The following is a 14,160-nucleotide window of genomic DNA, read 5'->3' on the forward strand; positions in this document are numbered from 1 at the left end:
CCCGAATGCGTTGCGCCAAGTTGGCGCGGATTATCGGCGCGCTGCTGGCGGCCGCCGCGCTTGCGGCCTGCAGCACGGTCAGGCTGGCCTACAACAACCTGCCCGAGGTGAGCTATTGGTGGCTCGACACCTACCTCGACTTCGACGGCTCGCAGACGCCCAAGGTGCGCGACGAGCTCGCGCAATTGCTGAGTTGGCACCGCCAGAACGAGCTGCCGCGGATCGCCAGCCTGCTGCAGGAAGCCCAGGCCCTGGCGCCGCGCGACGCCACCGCGGCCCAGGCCTGCCGCATGGCGGACCAGATCCGCGAGCGGCTGCTGGCGGTCACCGAGCGCGCCGAGCCGGCGGGCACCGAGCTGGCATTGAGCCTGACCGAGGCGCAGCTGCAGCAGCTCGAGCGCAAGTACGCAAAGAACAATGCCGACTACCGCAAGGAATGGCTCGAGCGCAGCGCCGCCGATGTGCAGGAAAAGCGCTACGACCGCTTCCTCGACCGGCTGGAGGATTTCTATGGCCGGCTGAGCCCGGAGCAGCGCGACCTGCTGCGGCGGCAGGTGGCGCAATCGGTGTTCGACCCGCGGCTGGCCGATGCCGAGCGCCGCCAGCGCCAGCAGGAGGCACTGCAGCTGCTGCGCGGCTTCCATGCCGCCAAGCCCTCCGCGGCCGAGGCGCGCGCGGCCATCCATGCCTATGTGATGCGCATCGCGGAGCCGCCGCCCGGCCCCTGGCGCGATCACCAGCAGGCCCTGCTGCAGGAAGGCTGCCGCAACCTGGCCGCGCTGCACAACACCACCAGCGCCGCCCAGCGGGAGCAGGCGGTGCGCCGGCTGCAGGCCTACCAGGACGACCTGCGGCAGCTGGTGGCCGCGCGCTAGTACGGCGAAGTCATCGGGCAGCCGCTACATCAGCGGTGTCGGCCGCATCGGGCGCTCGAAATAATCCCCCAGCGCTTCGAGCGCGCGAGGCTCCAGGATGCGCAGCCAGCCTGCGTCAAGCTTGTAGAGTCCCAGGCTCTGCAGCTTGCGCAGCGTCTTGTTGGTGTGCACCAGCGACAGCCCCAGCGCATCGGCCAGGTGCTGCTGGTTGAACGGAAACTCGACCCAGCCGTCGCGCACCATGCCCACGCGCTGGGCCCGCCGGTACAGGTGCATCAGCAGCATGGCCACGCGCTCGGCCGCATTGCGGCGGCCCGTGGTCACCAGGTTGTCGTCCACCAGCTTTTCCTCGCGCGCGGCCAGCCAGGTGATGTCGTAGCCGAGCTTCGGCTGGGCATGGAACAGCTCCCAGAGCCTGCCGCGCGGAAACACGCAGAGCGTGGCGTCGCTGGCGGCCTCCACGCCGTGCGTATGGCCGTCGGCAAACTCGTCCTGCAGGCCGATGAAGTCGCCGGGCAGCAGAAAGCTCAGGATCTGGCGCCGGCCGTCGCTCAGCGTCTTGTAGCGGAAGGCCCAGCCGGCATAGAGCGTGAACAGTTCGGCGCTCGGCCGGTGCTCGTCGATGATGGTGGCACCGGCCGCGACGCGGCGGGAGCCGGCCCTGAAGGATGCGATGGCTTCGAGCTGTTGCGGCGCCAGCGGCAGGAAGGCTTCCATCTTCCGCAGCGCGCAGCGCTCGCAGGGATGGGGCCCCACGGGGGGCGACGCGGGGGGTGCGTGGTCCTCGAATTTCACGCGCCACTATAGGCTTGCGGCCTGTGTCTTTTGACATTTCGCACAGGCCGGGAGATTCATACACTTCGCATGCCTTTCGCTTCCGAACGCATGACAGAAAAGCAAGCTCTCCACGAAGTCTTCTATTGCAGCATGCTCACGCCGGACCTGCCGCCGGCCACCGTGGGCTCGATCGTGACCCAGGCCCGCGCACGCAATGCCCAGTACGGCATCACCGGCCTCCTGGTCTTCGACGGCATGCGCTTCTGCCAGCACCTCGAAGGCCCGCCCGGTGCAGTCGAGACGCTGATGCGCCGGATCGAACGGGACCCGCGGCACATCGACATCAAGGTCTTCCGCCGCGGCCCGCTCGCGGCACGCCGCTACAGCGGCTTTGGCATGGGCCTGGCCGAAAGCGAAGGGCCCGACCTCATGGCCGGCATCCGCGCGCTCGACGGCGAAGCCGCGCTGGCGCACTTCCTGGCCCTGCGCCCCAGTTTCGACATCAACGGCTGAAAAAGAAAAAGGCGGCCGAAGCCGCCCTTGCGTCCATGGAGGGATGACCGTTCAGGCCTGGTCCCACGAGTAGGTGGCACCGTAGCCATCCCACGCTTCCATGACGATGCGCTGGCCCGCGGCCACGTTCAGCGATTCGCCCGGGGCCAGCACCAGGTCTTCGCTGGCGCTGGCGGACGTGGCGTCCGGCGTAACCCAGACCCGGCCCTGCTTGACCCGCAGAACGCTGGCCGACCGCGCCTTCAGGCTCATCGCCTCGCCGGGAGCGATCTGCCAGGCACCGCGGCGCACGGCCGGCGGAACGGCGGAAGCGGTACGGGCAGAGGACGGCAGGGAAGCGAGCGATTCGGTGGTGCAGACGGCGGTGGACATGATGAAACTCCTTGGGCGTTGCCGAAGTGCGATGACAAGACAGAGCCAATAGCGCAGTTCGGGAATGAATGATCGTTTGCACGGCGTTGGCAGTCCAATGAAAACGAGGTAGCCTACTGATTCCGAAATCGCATCAATCGATCGATGCCGCCCACACCCTCCTCCATGCAGCATTCGCAAACCCACCTGCGCTCCCGCCCCATTTCCGCGGGGCACCTGCGCGCTTTCGAGGCGGTGGCGCGCCACCTCAACTTCCGCGCAGCCGCCGAAGAAATGGCGCTCACCCAGTCCGCCGTGAGCCGCCAGATCCAGTCGCTCGAGGAAGAAGTGGGCGTGGCGCTGTTCCTGCGCCACACGCGCGCGGTGGAGCTCACGAGCGCCGGCGCGCAGCTGCTGCTCGCGGTGCAGCAGTCGCTGCCGCGCATCGACACCGCCGTGCGCCAGATCCGCCAGAGCGCGGGGCGCAAGAGCGTGTCGCTCACCACCTTTGCATCTTTCGCATCGATGTGGCTGATCCCGCGGCTCGAGGCCTTCCAGCGCGACAACCCCGAGATCGACATCCGCATCGACGCCAGCGACGTGGCGGTCGACCTGGAGGTGGCGGACGTCGACATCGCGCTGCGCTACGGCACGCGCGAAGTCATGCCGCCCACCGCCGTGCGGCTGTTCGGCGAAACCCTCACGCCGGTGGCGAGCCCCTGGCTGCTGAAGAGCAGCCCGCCCATCAGGACGCCCGCCGACATCACCGGCTTCACGCTGATCGAAGCCGGCGACGCGCACCGCACGCACCTCGAATGGCTGACCTGGCGGCGCTGGTTCGAGGTCAATGGCCTGGAGCGCGCGCAGCCCAAGCGCTGGCTCTATTTCAACTACGCCTACCAGATGGTGCAGGCCGCGCTCACCGGCCAGGGCGTGACGCTGGCGCGCAGTTCGCTCATCGCCGAAAGCCTGGCCAACGGCGACCTGGTGGAGGTGCTGCCGCAGCACCGCATGGATTCGCCGATGGGCTACTGGCTCATCGCCGGGCCGCGCAATGCGCTGCGGCCCGAGATCAAGGCCTTCTGGGACTGGCTGCAGGTGCAGGCGATCACCACGCGCGAGACCATCGGCGAGGTGCCCGACCCCGACACCGTGGACAACCTTGATTGATGGAAAGGATGTGCCCCTTCCGGGAACACCGCGGAACCGGCTTTGCCGGGCCGCTGGTGTTGCCCCCGGTGAGGGGGTTGGCGAAGCGACACGAAGCGCGCGAAGACTGGGGGAGAGTCAAGCGACTGGCCAGACCACGCCGTTGTCGTTGAGGATGGCGTCCAGCGGCAGGTCGTGCGCCTCGGGCTCGAAGTCTTCGAGGAAACCGTTGGTGAAGCCCAGCCCCACCGTGAACGGGCGCGGCTCCAGCGCGGCCAGCGTGCGGTCGTAGAAGCCGCCGCCGTAGCCCAGCCGGTAGCCGCCGGCGCTGTAGCCCACGCAGGGCACGAACAGCAGCGTGGGCACGATCAGCTCGGTGTCCTTGGGCTTGGGAATGCCGTAGGCGTCTTCCTCCATCTGGCAGCCCGGATACCAGGCATGGAAGGTCAGCGTCTTGTGGACCTTGTTCATCACCGGCAGCCCGATGCGGCGGCGCTGCGGCTCGTCGATCAGCTCGCCGTCTTCCTTCCAGCGGTGCAGCGCGGGCAGCGGATCGAACTCGCCCTTGATCGGCCAGTAGGCGCCGATCACGGTGTCGGGCCGGCCGACCAGCCAGATCCGCATCACGCGCTGCAGCAGGTCGGCCTTGGCGAGCCGGTCGGGCATGGCCAGGCGCTGCTCGATCAGTGCTTTTCTCACCTGATCCTTGAGAAAACTCGTGGTCGCCGAGGTGTCGGCATCCTTTGACTTGTCCATAATCCCCCGATGCAGTTCCCAAGCATTTTGGCACCCATGCGCCATCGCCCGCGCAATGCAGCGTCCGCGCTGGTCTTTTCCGCCGTCCTGGCAGCCGCCGCACTGCTTTCGCAGCAGCCCGCCGCCGCACAGGCCAACAGCAACGACGACGTTCTGATGCAGATGAAGCAGGCCTTCCAGCGCGGCGACAAAGGCCGGCTCGCGGCCCTGCTGCCGCAGGCGCGGGGCCATGCGCTCGAACCCTGGGCCGCCTACTGGGAACTCAAGGCCCGCCTGCAGGAAGCCGCGCCGAACGAGGTGCAGGACTTCTTCGCCCGCTACCCCGGCACCTATCAGGAAGACCGGCTGCGCAACGACTGGCTGCTGCTGCTGGGCCAGCGCCGCGACTGGGACGGCTTTTCTGCCGCGCTGGCGGGCTTTCGCATGGGCGACGATCCGCAGGTGCGCTGCTACGCGATCCTGGTCGAGGCCCTGCAATCCGGCAACACGACCCAGGCCCAGGCCCACGAGGTGCGCCGCAACTGGTTCGCGCAGAAAGAGGCGGACGACGGCTGCCTCACCGCGGCCGACCGCCTGGTCGCGGCCCGCCTGCTGTCGCCCAACGACGCCTGGAAGAAGGCGCGCCTGGCCATGGAGGCCAACCGCCCGCAGGCCGCGCGCGGCGCCGTGACCATTGCCGCGCCCGATGCGCTGCCGCTGTTCGAAGAGCTCAACGCCAGCGCGGCCAAGTTCCTGGCCGGCCGCGCCTTCGTGGCCGCCAAGTCGCGCAAGGAGCTGGTGGTGCTGGCGCTCATCAAGATCGCCATGGCCGACCCGGAGCAGGCCGCCACCCAGCTCGACAGCAAGTGGGGCCCGATGCTTTCTGCCGAGGAGCGCAACTGGCTCTGGGGCACCATCGGCCGGCAGGCCGCGAGCAAGCTCTCGCCGCTGGCCGGCAGCTACTTCGCCAACGTCACGAAGAACGGCGACCTGTCCGACGACATGCTCGGATGGCGCGTGCGCGCCGCGCTGCGCACCGGCCAGTGGAAAGAAGTGGCGCCCGCCATCAACGCCATGAGCGAAACCGCCCAACTGGAGCCGACCTGGGTCTACTGGAAGGCCCGCGCACTCAGTGCCGCGGGCGGCGACGACCGCCGCGCGCAGGCGCGCGAGCTCTACCAGAGCATTGCGGGCACCCGTGGCTTCTACGAGATGCTGGCGCTGGAGGAACTCGGCCAGCGCACCGTGGTGCCCACGCGCCCGGCGCCGCTCACGCCTGAAGAAAAGAGCGCTGCGCGCAGCAACATCGCGCTCAACCGCGCGCTCTACGCCATTGCGGTCGGCCTGCGCTCCGAGGGCACGCGCGAATGGAACTACGCCACCAACCTGCACGACAAGGGCGGCATGGACGACCGCGCGCTGCTGGCCGCGGCCGACTTCGCCTGCCAGCGCGAAGTGTGGGACCGCTGCATCAACACCAGCGAGCGCACCAAGGGCGTGATCGACGTCGAGCAGCGCTTTCCCATGCCTTTCCACGACACGGTGCTGCGCAAGAGCCAGGACATCGGGCTCGACCCGGCCTACGTCTACGGCCTGATCCGCCAGGAGAGCCGCTTCATCATGGATGCGCGCTCGGGCGTCGGCGCCTCGGGCCTGATGCAGGTCATGCCCGCCACCGCGCGCTGGACCGCGCGCAAGATCGGCCTGGCCGGCTTCACGCCCGGGCAGATCAACGACCATGAGACCAACATCACCATCGGCACCAACTACCTGAAGCTCGCGCTCGACGACTTCGACGGCTCCATGCCGCTGGCCGCGGCCGCCTACAACGCCGGCCCCGGCCGGCCGCGCAGCTGGCGCAACGGCCCGGTGATGGAAGCCGCGATCTGGGCCGAGAACGTGCCCTTCAACGAAACGCGCGACTATGTGAAGAAGGTACTGGCCAACACCACCAACTACGCCGCGCTGATCAGCGGGCGCCCGCAGTCGCTGAAGGAGCGCCTGGGCCGCGTGGGCCCGCGCGACGCGGCGGAACCCGAACCCAACAAGGATCTTCCCTGACATGAGCTGGGCCGGCCAGGTGCTCGACACCATCGCGGCCGAATTCTCGGACGTGGGCGACGTCGCCCAGCTCACGCGCATCGTCGTTCGGCTGATGCTTGCGGCGGTCATCGGGTTCATGCTCGGCTTCGAGCGCGAGCAGCAGGGCAAGGCGGCCGGCGTGCGCACCCACATGCTGGTGGCCATCGGCTCGGCGCTGTTCGTGCTGATTCCGCAGCAGACCGGCATCGAGCCGGCCGACATGAGCCGCGTGATCCAGGGCCTGGTGGCGGGCGTGGGCTTTCTCTGCGCCGGCACCATCCTCAAGCAGGGCAAGGACGAGCACCAGGTGCAAGGCCTCACTACCGCCGCCGGGCTGTGGATGACGGCCGCCATCGGCATGGCCTGCGGGCTCGGCCGCGAAGTCACCGCCATCCTGAGCGCACTGCTGGCGCTGGCCGTGCTCGCGCTGGTGCCGCGCCTGGTCGACATGGTCGAGCGCATGGTCGGACCGCCGCGCATCGAAGAAAAAGACAAGGCCGGCGCAGCGCCGCGCGTGATCGCCTCGCCTGAAGACGACCAGCCGCCGCCGCGCTGAAGAAAAAATGCGCTGCAGCGCATCAATACACCCGGGCTTCGGCATCAATCCGCGGATACGGCCCCGCTAGCATCGAAGGTTTTTCTCCCATCCCAACCGCAGGATCGCACCATGCGCAAGCTCTACATCGGCAACAAGAACTACTCGTCCTGGTCCATGCGGCCCTGGGTGCTCATGAAGCAGGCCGGCATCCCGTTCGAGGAGGTGAAGGTCCGCTTCGATTCGTTCGAGGCCGACTCGCAGTTCAAGAAGACCATCGGCGCGCTCAACCCGGTGGCCAAGGTGCCGGTGCTGGTCGATGGCGACCTGGTGGTGTGGGACACGCTCGCCATTGCCGAGTACCTGGCCGAGACCTTTCCCGAGAAGCAGCTCTGGCCCCGCGCCGCAGCCGACCGGGCCCGAGCGCGCAGCATCTGCGCCGAAATGCATTCGGGCTTCGGCAGCCTGCGCAGCCTCTGCGGCATGAACATCGAGGCGTCGCTGGCCGAGGTCGGCGCACGGCTGCTGAAGGACAACCCCGGCCTGCAGGCCGACCTCGAGCGCATCGTGCAGATGTGGAGCGGCCTGCTCGATACTCACGGCGGCCCCCTGCTGTTCGGTGGCTTCAGCATTGCCGACAGCTACTTCGCACCGGTCGGCACACGCATCAAGACCTACGGGCTGCCGGTGCCGCCGGCCATCAGCGCCTACATCGAGCGCGTGCAGGCGCTGCCGGGCGTCAAGGCATGGATCGACGATGCCCTGGCCGAGAAGGACTTCGTGGCGTTCGACGAGCCTTACCGCACGGGGCGCTGAAGCTCCTCGAATCCAGGCGCCTCAGAAGCGGTAGGTCGCCGAGAGGTAGGTCACGATCGGGTTCAGCTTGAGCCTGGCCTCGCTGGTGGCGACCGGCAGCCCGGTGAGCGTCGTGGTCGTGAGCTTGGCCTTGGTCTTCAGCGGAATGTAGGAGATCGAGAACGACACGCCCCAGTGCTTGTCGATCTGGTAGGCCACGCCGGCGTTGAGCACGGGCGCGAACGAGCTGTCGAGCTTGGCGGTGGTCGAGGTGGAGAGCGGCCGCTGGCGCAGCTGGCTGCCCAGCGCGCCCTGCAGCCCCGGCGTCAGCTCGATGTCGCTGTACCAGACGTAGGTCGCGCCCAGGCCCACGAACGGACGAAAGGCGGCGGTGCCCTCGTTGAAGTAATACTTGCCGAGGATGGTGGGGCTCCATTGGCGCGCTTCGCCCAGTTCGCCCACGCGGCCCAGCGTGCCGGTGCCGTCGAGCTTGAACTTCGGCGGAATGCCGAGCACCCCTTCGACGGCCCAGTGGCTGTCGATGAAATAGACGGCGCTCAGGCCCAGCGTGTCCGAATCATTGACCGATGCGCCCGACCCCGTCATCACGCTGCGCACCGGCGCCGTCAGCGTGAGCGGCTTGCTCGAGTCCTGCGGCGCCAGATGAAGCCAGCCCGCGCCGACCACCCAGTCTCCAGCGCTCTGCGCCCAGGCGCTTCCGGACGCCAGCGCGCCCACTGCCGTCAGCGCAAGCATTGTTTTCTTCATGACGTTATTACTCCTTTTGGTTTAAAAATCTGCAGCACGCGGCCTCCACTGCGACAGCGGCTACCTTTCGGGCAAATCGGCGAACGATCGTGCGATTCGCCTGGAAATTATCGAACGGTCGTTCTATTTTTTCCATCTGGCGTAATCCCTACACTGGGCGCATGAAAACCTATCTCGTCGGCGGCGCGCTGCGTGACCGGCTGCTCGGGCGTCCGGTGTCGGACCACGACTGGCTGGTGGTGGGCGCCACGCCGGAGGAAATGGCGGCGCGCGGCTACCTGCCCGTGGGGCGCGACTTTCCGGTGTTCCTGCATCCGCAGACGCGCGAGGAGTACGCGCTGGCCCGCACCGAACGCAAGAGCGCGCCGGGCTACCGCGGCTTCACCGTGCACGCCTCGCCCGACGTCACCCTCGAGCAGGACCTGGCGCGGCGCGACCTCACGGTCAACGCGATCGCGCTGCCCGCGGAATTCGTGGACGCCGACGGCCGCTTCGAGCCCGACGCCGACAAGCTCGCCGACCCCTTCCATGGCCGGCGCGACCTCGAGCAAAAGCTGCTGCGCCACGTCACCGACGCCTTTCGCGAAGACCCGGTGCGCATCCTGCGGGTGGCGCGCTTTGCGGCGCGCTTCGACGATTTCTCGGTCGCGCCCGAGACCATGGCCCTGATGCGCGAGATGGTCGAAGCCGGCGAAGCTGATGCGCTGGTGCCCGAGCGTGTCTGGCAGGAGCTCGCGCGCGGGCTGATGGAAACCCGCCCGTCGCGCATGTTCGAGGTGCTGCGCGCCTGCGGCGCGCTCGAGGTGCTACTGCCCGAGGTCGACCGGCTCTGGGGCGTGCCGCAGCCCGAGGCCCACCACCCCGAGGTGGACTGCGGCGTGCACCTGATGATGGTCATCGACACCAGCGCCAGGCTGCAGGCCTCGCTGCCGGTGCGCTTTGCCTGCCTGATGCACGACCTCGGCAAGGGCACGACCGAGCCCGGGATGCTGCCGCGCCACATCGGCCACGAGAAGCGCAGCGCCGAGCTGCTGCACGCGGTGTGCGACCGCTGGCGCGTGCCGGTCGAGATCCGCGAACTCGCCGAGGTGGTGGCGCGCGAGCACGGCAACATCCATCGCAGCGGCGAACTCGCGGCCGCGGCGCTGGTGCGCCTGCTGGAGCGCTGCGATGCGTTTCGCAAGCCGGCGCGCTTTGCCGACGTGCTGCTGGCCTGCGAGTGCGATGCGCGCGGTCGGCTCGGCTTCGAGGACCGGCCCTATCCGCAGCGCGAGCGGCTGCTTGCCGTGCTCGCCACCGCGGCGGGCGTACCCACCGAGGCCGTGGCGCGCGCGGCGCAGCAATCCGGCGCCGCCGGGCCGCAGATCGGCGAGGCGATCCGCCGCGCACGCGTGGAGGCCGTGGCGGCCTCGCTGGACTGACGCCGCCGCCGCAGACGTCCGACTTTGGCCGACACGGGAAATGCCAGGCCCGTGTTATGGTTTTCACCGATGCCAATGTCCTCCCAGTTGCCACCTCCGTTGGGCCGAGATACAGCCCTCTTTCTCGACTTCGACGGCACGCTGGTCGCGCTCGCACCCACCCCCGAGGCGATCGAGGTTCCTTCCGCCCTGGTGGCCCTGCTCGAAGACCTGCGCGACCAGCTCGGCGGCGCGCTGGCCGTGGTGTCGGGCCGCCAGATCGATGCCATCGACCGCTTCCTCGCGCCGCTGCGCCTGCCCGCCGCGGGCGAGCACGGCGTGCAGCGGCGCGACGCGCAAGGCCGCATGCAGGAGCAGCATGCACCCGATCTCATGCCCATCCTGGACATCGCCAACGAACTGGCCCGCGTGCATGAAGGCCTGCTGGTGGAGCGCAAGCACGCGGCCATCGCGCTGCACTACCGGCTCGCACCGCAGCTGGAAGCCGTGTGCCGCGATGCCATGTCGCGCGCCATTGCGGGCCGGCCGCTGCTCGAGCTGCTGCACGGCAAGTTCGTGTTCGAGGTCAAGCCCACCGGGGTCAACAAGGGCATTGCCATCGAGGCCTTCATGACGGAGGCGCCGTTCGCGGGGCGCCTGCCGGTCTTTGCCGGCGACGACACCACCGACGAGAGCGGCTTCGCGGTCGTGCAGCCGCGCGGCGGCATCGGCATCAAGGTCGGCTCGGGTCCGAGCCTGGCGCTGCACCGGCTCGAATCGCCGCGCGCGGTCTACGAATGGCTGGTGCAGCTGCGCGACCAGCTGGCCGCGCCGGCCCGCAAGAAAGACGAATCCCCCAGGAGCGATGGATGAGCGAGCTGCAATTGTCGAAGGCCCCCGAGGATCGCGCAGGCATTTCCATCTCCGGCGCGGCCGGGCCCGCCGACCACGCGCCGATCGACCCGCGCGTTGCAGCTTCTGGTGCGCCGCGCGGCTTCGGGCCGCCGGCCGAGCCTTCGCTCAACGTGGGCGTGATCGGCAACTGTGCCTACAGCGCGCTCATCGATGCACGCGGGCGCGCTGTGTGGTGCTGCCTGCCGCGCTTCGACGGCGACCCGGTCTTCAATGCGCTGCTGCACCCGGGCGAAGAGGCCGGCGCCTGGGCCATCGAGATCGAGGACTTCGCCTCCAGCAAGCAGTGGTACGAGCCCAATACCGCGGTGCTGCGCACGCAGCTGTTCGACAGCGCCGGCCAGGGCATCGAGATCACCGACTTCGCGCCGCGCTTCTACAGCCGCTCGCGCTACTTCCGCCCGCTGATGATGGTGCGCCGCGTGCGGCCGATTGCCGGCGCGCCGCGCGTCCGCGTGGCGCTCGACCCGCGCTTTCAGTGGGGCGCCTCGGGGCCGCTGGAGGTCACGCGCGGCAGCAACCACATCCGCTACGTGGGGCCCGATGTGACGCTGCGGCTCAACACCGACGCATCGATCTCGCACATCCTTTCGCGCCAGCCCTTCGTGCTCTCGCGCGAGTACAACTTCATGTTCGGCGTCGACGAAACCCTGCTCGACGGCATTGCCGACACCGCGCGCAGTTTCGAGCAGGAAACCATTTCCTACTGGCGCACCTGGAGCAAGCGGCTCGCGATTCCGTTCGAATACCAGGACGCGGTGATCCGCGCAGCCATCACGCTCAAGCTCTCGCTCTACGAGGACACCGGCGCCATCGTCGCCGCCATGACCACCAGCATTCCCGAGGCGCCGGGCAGCCAGCGCAACTGGGACTACCGCTACTGCTGGCTGCGCGATGCCTTCTTCGTGGTGCGGGCGCTCAATTCGCTGAGCGAGGTGGGCACCATGGAAGACTACCTGCGCTGGCTCGGCAACGTGGTGATCGGCTCGCACGGCGAGCACATCCAGCCGCTGTACGGCATCGGGTTGGAGCGCGAGCTGCCCGAGTCGATGGTCGAGAACCTCGCAGGCTACCGCGGCATGGGGCCGGTGCGCGTGGGCAACCAGGCGCAGGAGCACTTCCAGCACGACGTCTACGGCAACATCGTGCTCGGCGCGGCGCAGGCCTTCCATGACCACCGGCTGCTGAGCCGCGCGGGTGCGGCCGAGTTTCCGCACCTCGAGGCCGTGGGGGAGCAGGCGATCCGCGTCTACGGCACGCCCGATGCCGGCATGTGGGAGCTGCGCACCCGCGCCCGCGTGCACACCAGCTCCGCGCTCATGAGCTGGGCCGCCTGCGACCGGCTCGCGAAGATCGCGCGCGCGCTGGCGCTGCCCGAACGCGCCGCCTACTGGCACGGCCACGCCGCGCGCATGAAAGAGGAAATCCTCGCCAAGTCCTGGTGCGAGGAGCGCCAGGCCTTTGCCGAAAGCTTCGGCGGCCACGAGCTCGATGCCAGCATCCTGCTGATGGTGGAGGTGGGGCTGATCGACGCACGCGACCCGCGCTTCATCTCCACCGTCGACGCCATGGAAAAATCGCTCTGCGACGGCCCCTACATGCGCCGCTACGAGGCGGCCGACGACTTCGGCAAACCCGAGACCGCCTTCAACATCTGCACCTTCTGGCGCATCGACGCGCTCGCCAAGATCGGCCGCAGGGCCGAGGCACGCCAGATCTTCGAGACCATGCTGGCGGCGCGCAACCCGCTCGGCCTGCTGTCGGAAGACACGCACCCGGTCACGGGCGAGATGTGGGGCAACTTTCCGCAGACCTATTCGATGGTCGGCATCATCAATGCGGCCGTGCGGCTTTCGGCGCCCTGGGACTCCTGTATATGAGTCGACTGGTCGTTGTTTCCAACCGCGTGGCCGACCCGCGCAAGCCCGCGGCCGGCGGCCTGGCCGTGGCGCTCGGCGAAAGCCTGCAGCAAAGCGGCGGCATGTGGTTCGGCTGGAGCGGCCAGATCGTCGAGAACGGCCCCACGGGCGAAGGCGAACTGCACATGCTGCAGGCCGGCAAGGTCACCCTCGCCACCATCGACCTGAGCCGCGAGGACCACGACAGCTACTACCTGGGCTACAGCAACGACGTGCTGTGGCCGGTGTTCCACAACCGCCTCGACCTCGCCCACTTCGAAGCCGGCTTCATCGGCGGCTACCGGCGCGTGAACCAGCTGTTCGCGCGCAAGCTCAAGCCGATGCTGAAGGACGACGACATCATCTGGATTCACGACTACCACCTGATGCCGCTGGCAGCCGAGCTGCGCGCCATGGGCTGCAGGCAGCGCATCGGCTTCTTCCTGCACATTCCGCTGCCGCCGCAGATCATCATCGCGGCCGTCCCGCAGCACGAATGGCTCATGCGCTCGCTGTTCGCCTACGACCTGATCGGCTTCCAGGCGCAGCAGGACGTGCAGCATTTCGAGCACTACGTGCGCAACGAGGCGCACGGCGAATACCTGGGCGACGAGATGTACCGCGCCTACGGCCAGACGGTGCGCTGCAGCGCCTTCCCGATCGGCATCGACGTCGACGAATTCGCGGCGCTCACGCACGCGAAGGAGTCGCGCGACATGTTCGAGACCATGAAGCGCGAATATTCGCAGCGCCGGCTGCTGCTGGGCATCGACCGGCTCGACTACTCCAAGGGCATTCCCCAGCGCGTGCGCGCCTTTCGCGAACTGCTCGCCAACTACCCCGAGAACCGCCGCAGCGCCACGCTGATCCAGATTGCCTCGCCCACGCGCGAGACGGTCGATGCCTATGGCGACATCCGGCGCGAACTCGAATCGCTGTGCGGCGCCATCAACGGCGACTACGGCGAACTCGACTGGATGCCGGTACGCTACATCCACCGCATGGTGGCGCGCAAGCGGGTGCCGGGGCTGTGCCGCGCCGCCGCGGTCGGACTGGTGACGCCGCTGCGCGACGGCATGAACCTGGTCGCCAAGGAATACATCGCGGCGCAGGACCCGGCCGACCCGGGCGTGCTGGTGCTGTCGCGCTTTGCCGGCGCGGCCGAGCAGCTGAAGGAAGCGCTGCTGGTGAACCCGTACGACACGCACGGCACGGCCGAAACCGTGCAGCAGGCGCTGCAGATGCCGCTCGAGGAGCGGCGCGAGCGGCACCAGAAGCTGTTGTCGCGCATCCGCGAGCAGGACATCCACTGGTGGCGGCGCAGCTTTCTCGAGGCGCTGCGCCATGCCGCGACGCAGCGGTGAATAGAA

The 14,160-nt window shown here is 68.5% G+C and carries 14 protein-coding genes; 10 read left to right on the top strand and 4 right to left on the bottom strand.

Annotated features, from left to right (window positions below; genetic code table 11):
- The first annotated feature begins 20 nt into the window (after positions 1-20).
- A complete protein-coding gene (locus L1081_RS15595; protein ID WP_489412992.1) occupies positions 21-875 on the top strand; it encodes a DUF6279 family lipoprotein in 855 nt (284 codons plus the stop codon).
- Between the two features lie 24 nt (positions 876-899).
- Here L1081_RS15595 and L1081_RS15600 read toward each other — a convergent pair whose 3' ends face one another.
- Positions 900-1,592 (bottom strand): cyclic nucleotide-binding domain-containing protein, encoded by a 693-nt coding sequence (locus L1081_RS15600; RefSeq protein ID WP_489416792.1) that lies wholly within the window; start codon positions 1,590-1,592, stop codon positions 900-902.
- 168 nt (positions 1,593-1,760) lie between these two features.
- Here L1081_RS15600 and L1081_RS15605 point away from each other — a divergent pair, with 168 nt between their 5' ends.
- Complete coding sequence (locus L1081_RS15605) at positions 1,761-2,165, top strand: BLUF domain-containing protein (protein ID WP_489412993.1); 405 nt, start codon at positions 1,761-1,763, stop codon at positions 2,163-2,165.
- Positions 2,166-2,216: 51 nt separating this feature from the next.
- Here the strand turns inward: L1081_RS15605 and L1081_RS15610 are convergent, their stop codons facing one another.
- The gene (locus L1081_RS15610; protein WP_489412994.1) at positions 2,217-2,537 is read right to left on the bottom strand and encodes a DUF2917 domain-containing protein; all 321 of its coding nucleotides are present in this window, start codon (positions 2,535-2,537) and stop codon (positions 2,217-2,219) included.
- Positions 2,538-2,702: 165 nt separating this feature from the next.
- Here L1081_RS15610 and L1081_RS15615 point away from each other — a divergent pair, with 165 nt between their 5' ends.
- Positions 2,703-3,686 carry a LysR substrate-binding domain-containing protein gene (locus L1081_RS15615; RefSeq protein WP_489412995.1) on the top strand — a complete coding sequence of 328 codons (984 nt, stop codon included), beginning with the start codon at positions 2,703-2,705 and terminating at the stop codon, positions 3,684-3,686.
- 117 nt (positions 3,687-3,803) lie between these two features.
- Here L1081_RS15615 and L1081_RS15620 read toward each other — a convergent pair whose 3' ends face one another.
- Entirely contained in the window at positions 3,804-4,421 is a 618-nt protein-coding gene (locus L1081_RS15620; protein ID WP_489412996.1) for a 5-formyltetrahydrofolate cyclo-ligase, read from the bottom strand.
- 36 nt (positions 4,422-4,457) lie between these two features.
- On the opposite strand from L1081_RS15620, the gene L1081_RS15625 reads away from it, so the two are divergent.
- From L1081_RS15625 to L1081_RS15635, 3 genes are all read left to right on the top strand, one after another.
- Positions 4,458-6,461 carry a transglycosylase SLT domain-containing protein gene (locus tag L1081_RS15625; protein WP_489412997.1) on the top strand — a complete coding sequence of 668 codons (2,004 nt, stop codon included), beginning with the start codon at positions 4,458-4,460 and terminating at the stop codon, positions 6,459-6,461.
- A gap of 1 nt (position 6,462) precedes the next feature.
- Positions 6,463-7,038 carry an MgtC/SapB family protein gene (locus tag L1081_RS15630; protein ID WP_489412998.1) on the top strand — a complete coding sequence of 192 codons (576 nt, stop codon included), beginning with the start codon at positions 6,463-6,465 and terminating at the stop codon, positions 7,036-7,038.
- Positions 7,039-7,149: 111 nt separating this feature from the next.
- A complete protein-coding gene (locus L1081_RS15635) occupies positions 7,150-7,833 on the top strand; it encodes a glutathione S-transferase N-terminal domain-containing protein (protein ID WP_489412999.1) in 684 nt (227 codons plus the stop codon).
- 21 nt (positions 7,834-7,854) lie between these two features.
- Here L1081_RS15635 and L1081_RS15640 read toward each other — a convergent pair whose 3' ends face one another.
- Positions 7,855-8,580 carry an OmpW family outer membrane protein gene (locus L1081_RS15640; RefSeq protein WP_489413000.1) on the bottom strand — a complete coding sequence of 242 codons (726 nt, stop codon included), beginning with the start codon at positions 8,578-8,580 and terminating at the stop codon, positions 7,855-7,857.
- Positions 8,581-8,741: 161 nt separating this feature from the next.
- Here L1081_RS15640 and L1081_RS15645 point away from each other — a divergent pair, with 161 nt between their 5' ends.
- The 4 genes from L1081_RS15645 (at position 8,742) to otsA (ending at position 14,154) form a co-directional block, all read left to right on the top strand.
- Positions 8,742-10,001, top strand: coding sequence for a multifunctional CCA addition/repair protein (locus tag L1081_RS15645; RefSeq protein ID WP_489413001.1), 1,260 nt, complete (start codon positions 8,742-8,744; stop codon positions 9,999-10,001).
- Positions 10,002-10,076: 75 nt separating this feature from the next.
- Positions 10,077-10,853: a trehalose-phosphatase gene (gene otsB / locus L1081_RS15650; protein WP_489416793.1), complete on the top strand. Its 777-nt coding sequence runs from the start codon at positions 10,077-10,079 to the stop codon at positions 10,851-10,853.
- Entirely contained in the window at positions 10,850-12,772 is a 1,923-nt protein-coding gene (locus L1081_RS15655) for a glycoside hydrolase family 15 protein (RefSeq protein WP_489413002.1), read from the top strand. The genes otsB and L1081_RS15655 overlap by 4 nt, the downstream gene beginning before the upstream one ends.
- Entirely contained in the window at positions 12,769-14,154 is a 1,386-nt protein-coding gene (gene otsA, locus L1081_RS15660; RefSeq protein ID WP_489413003.1) for an alpha,alpha-trehalose-phosphate synthase (UDP-forming), read from the top strand. The genes L1081_RS15655 and otsA overlap by 4 nt, the downstream gene beginning before the upstream one ends.
- Positions 14,155-14,160: the final 6 nt, after the last annotated feature.

It is taken from the genome of Variovorax sp. MSC1_012 (genome assembly GCF_023667525.1).
Lineage (GTDB): Bacteria > Pseudomonadota > Gammaproteobacteria > Burkholderiales > Burkholderiaceae_C > Variovorax > Variovorax beijingensis_B.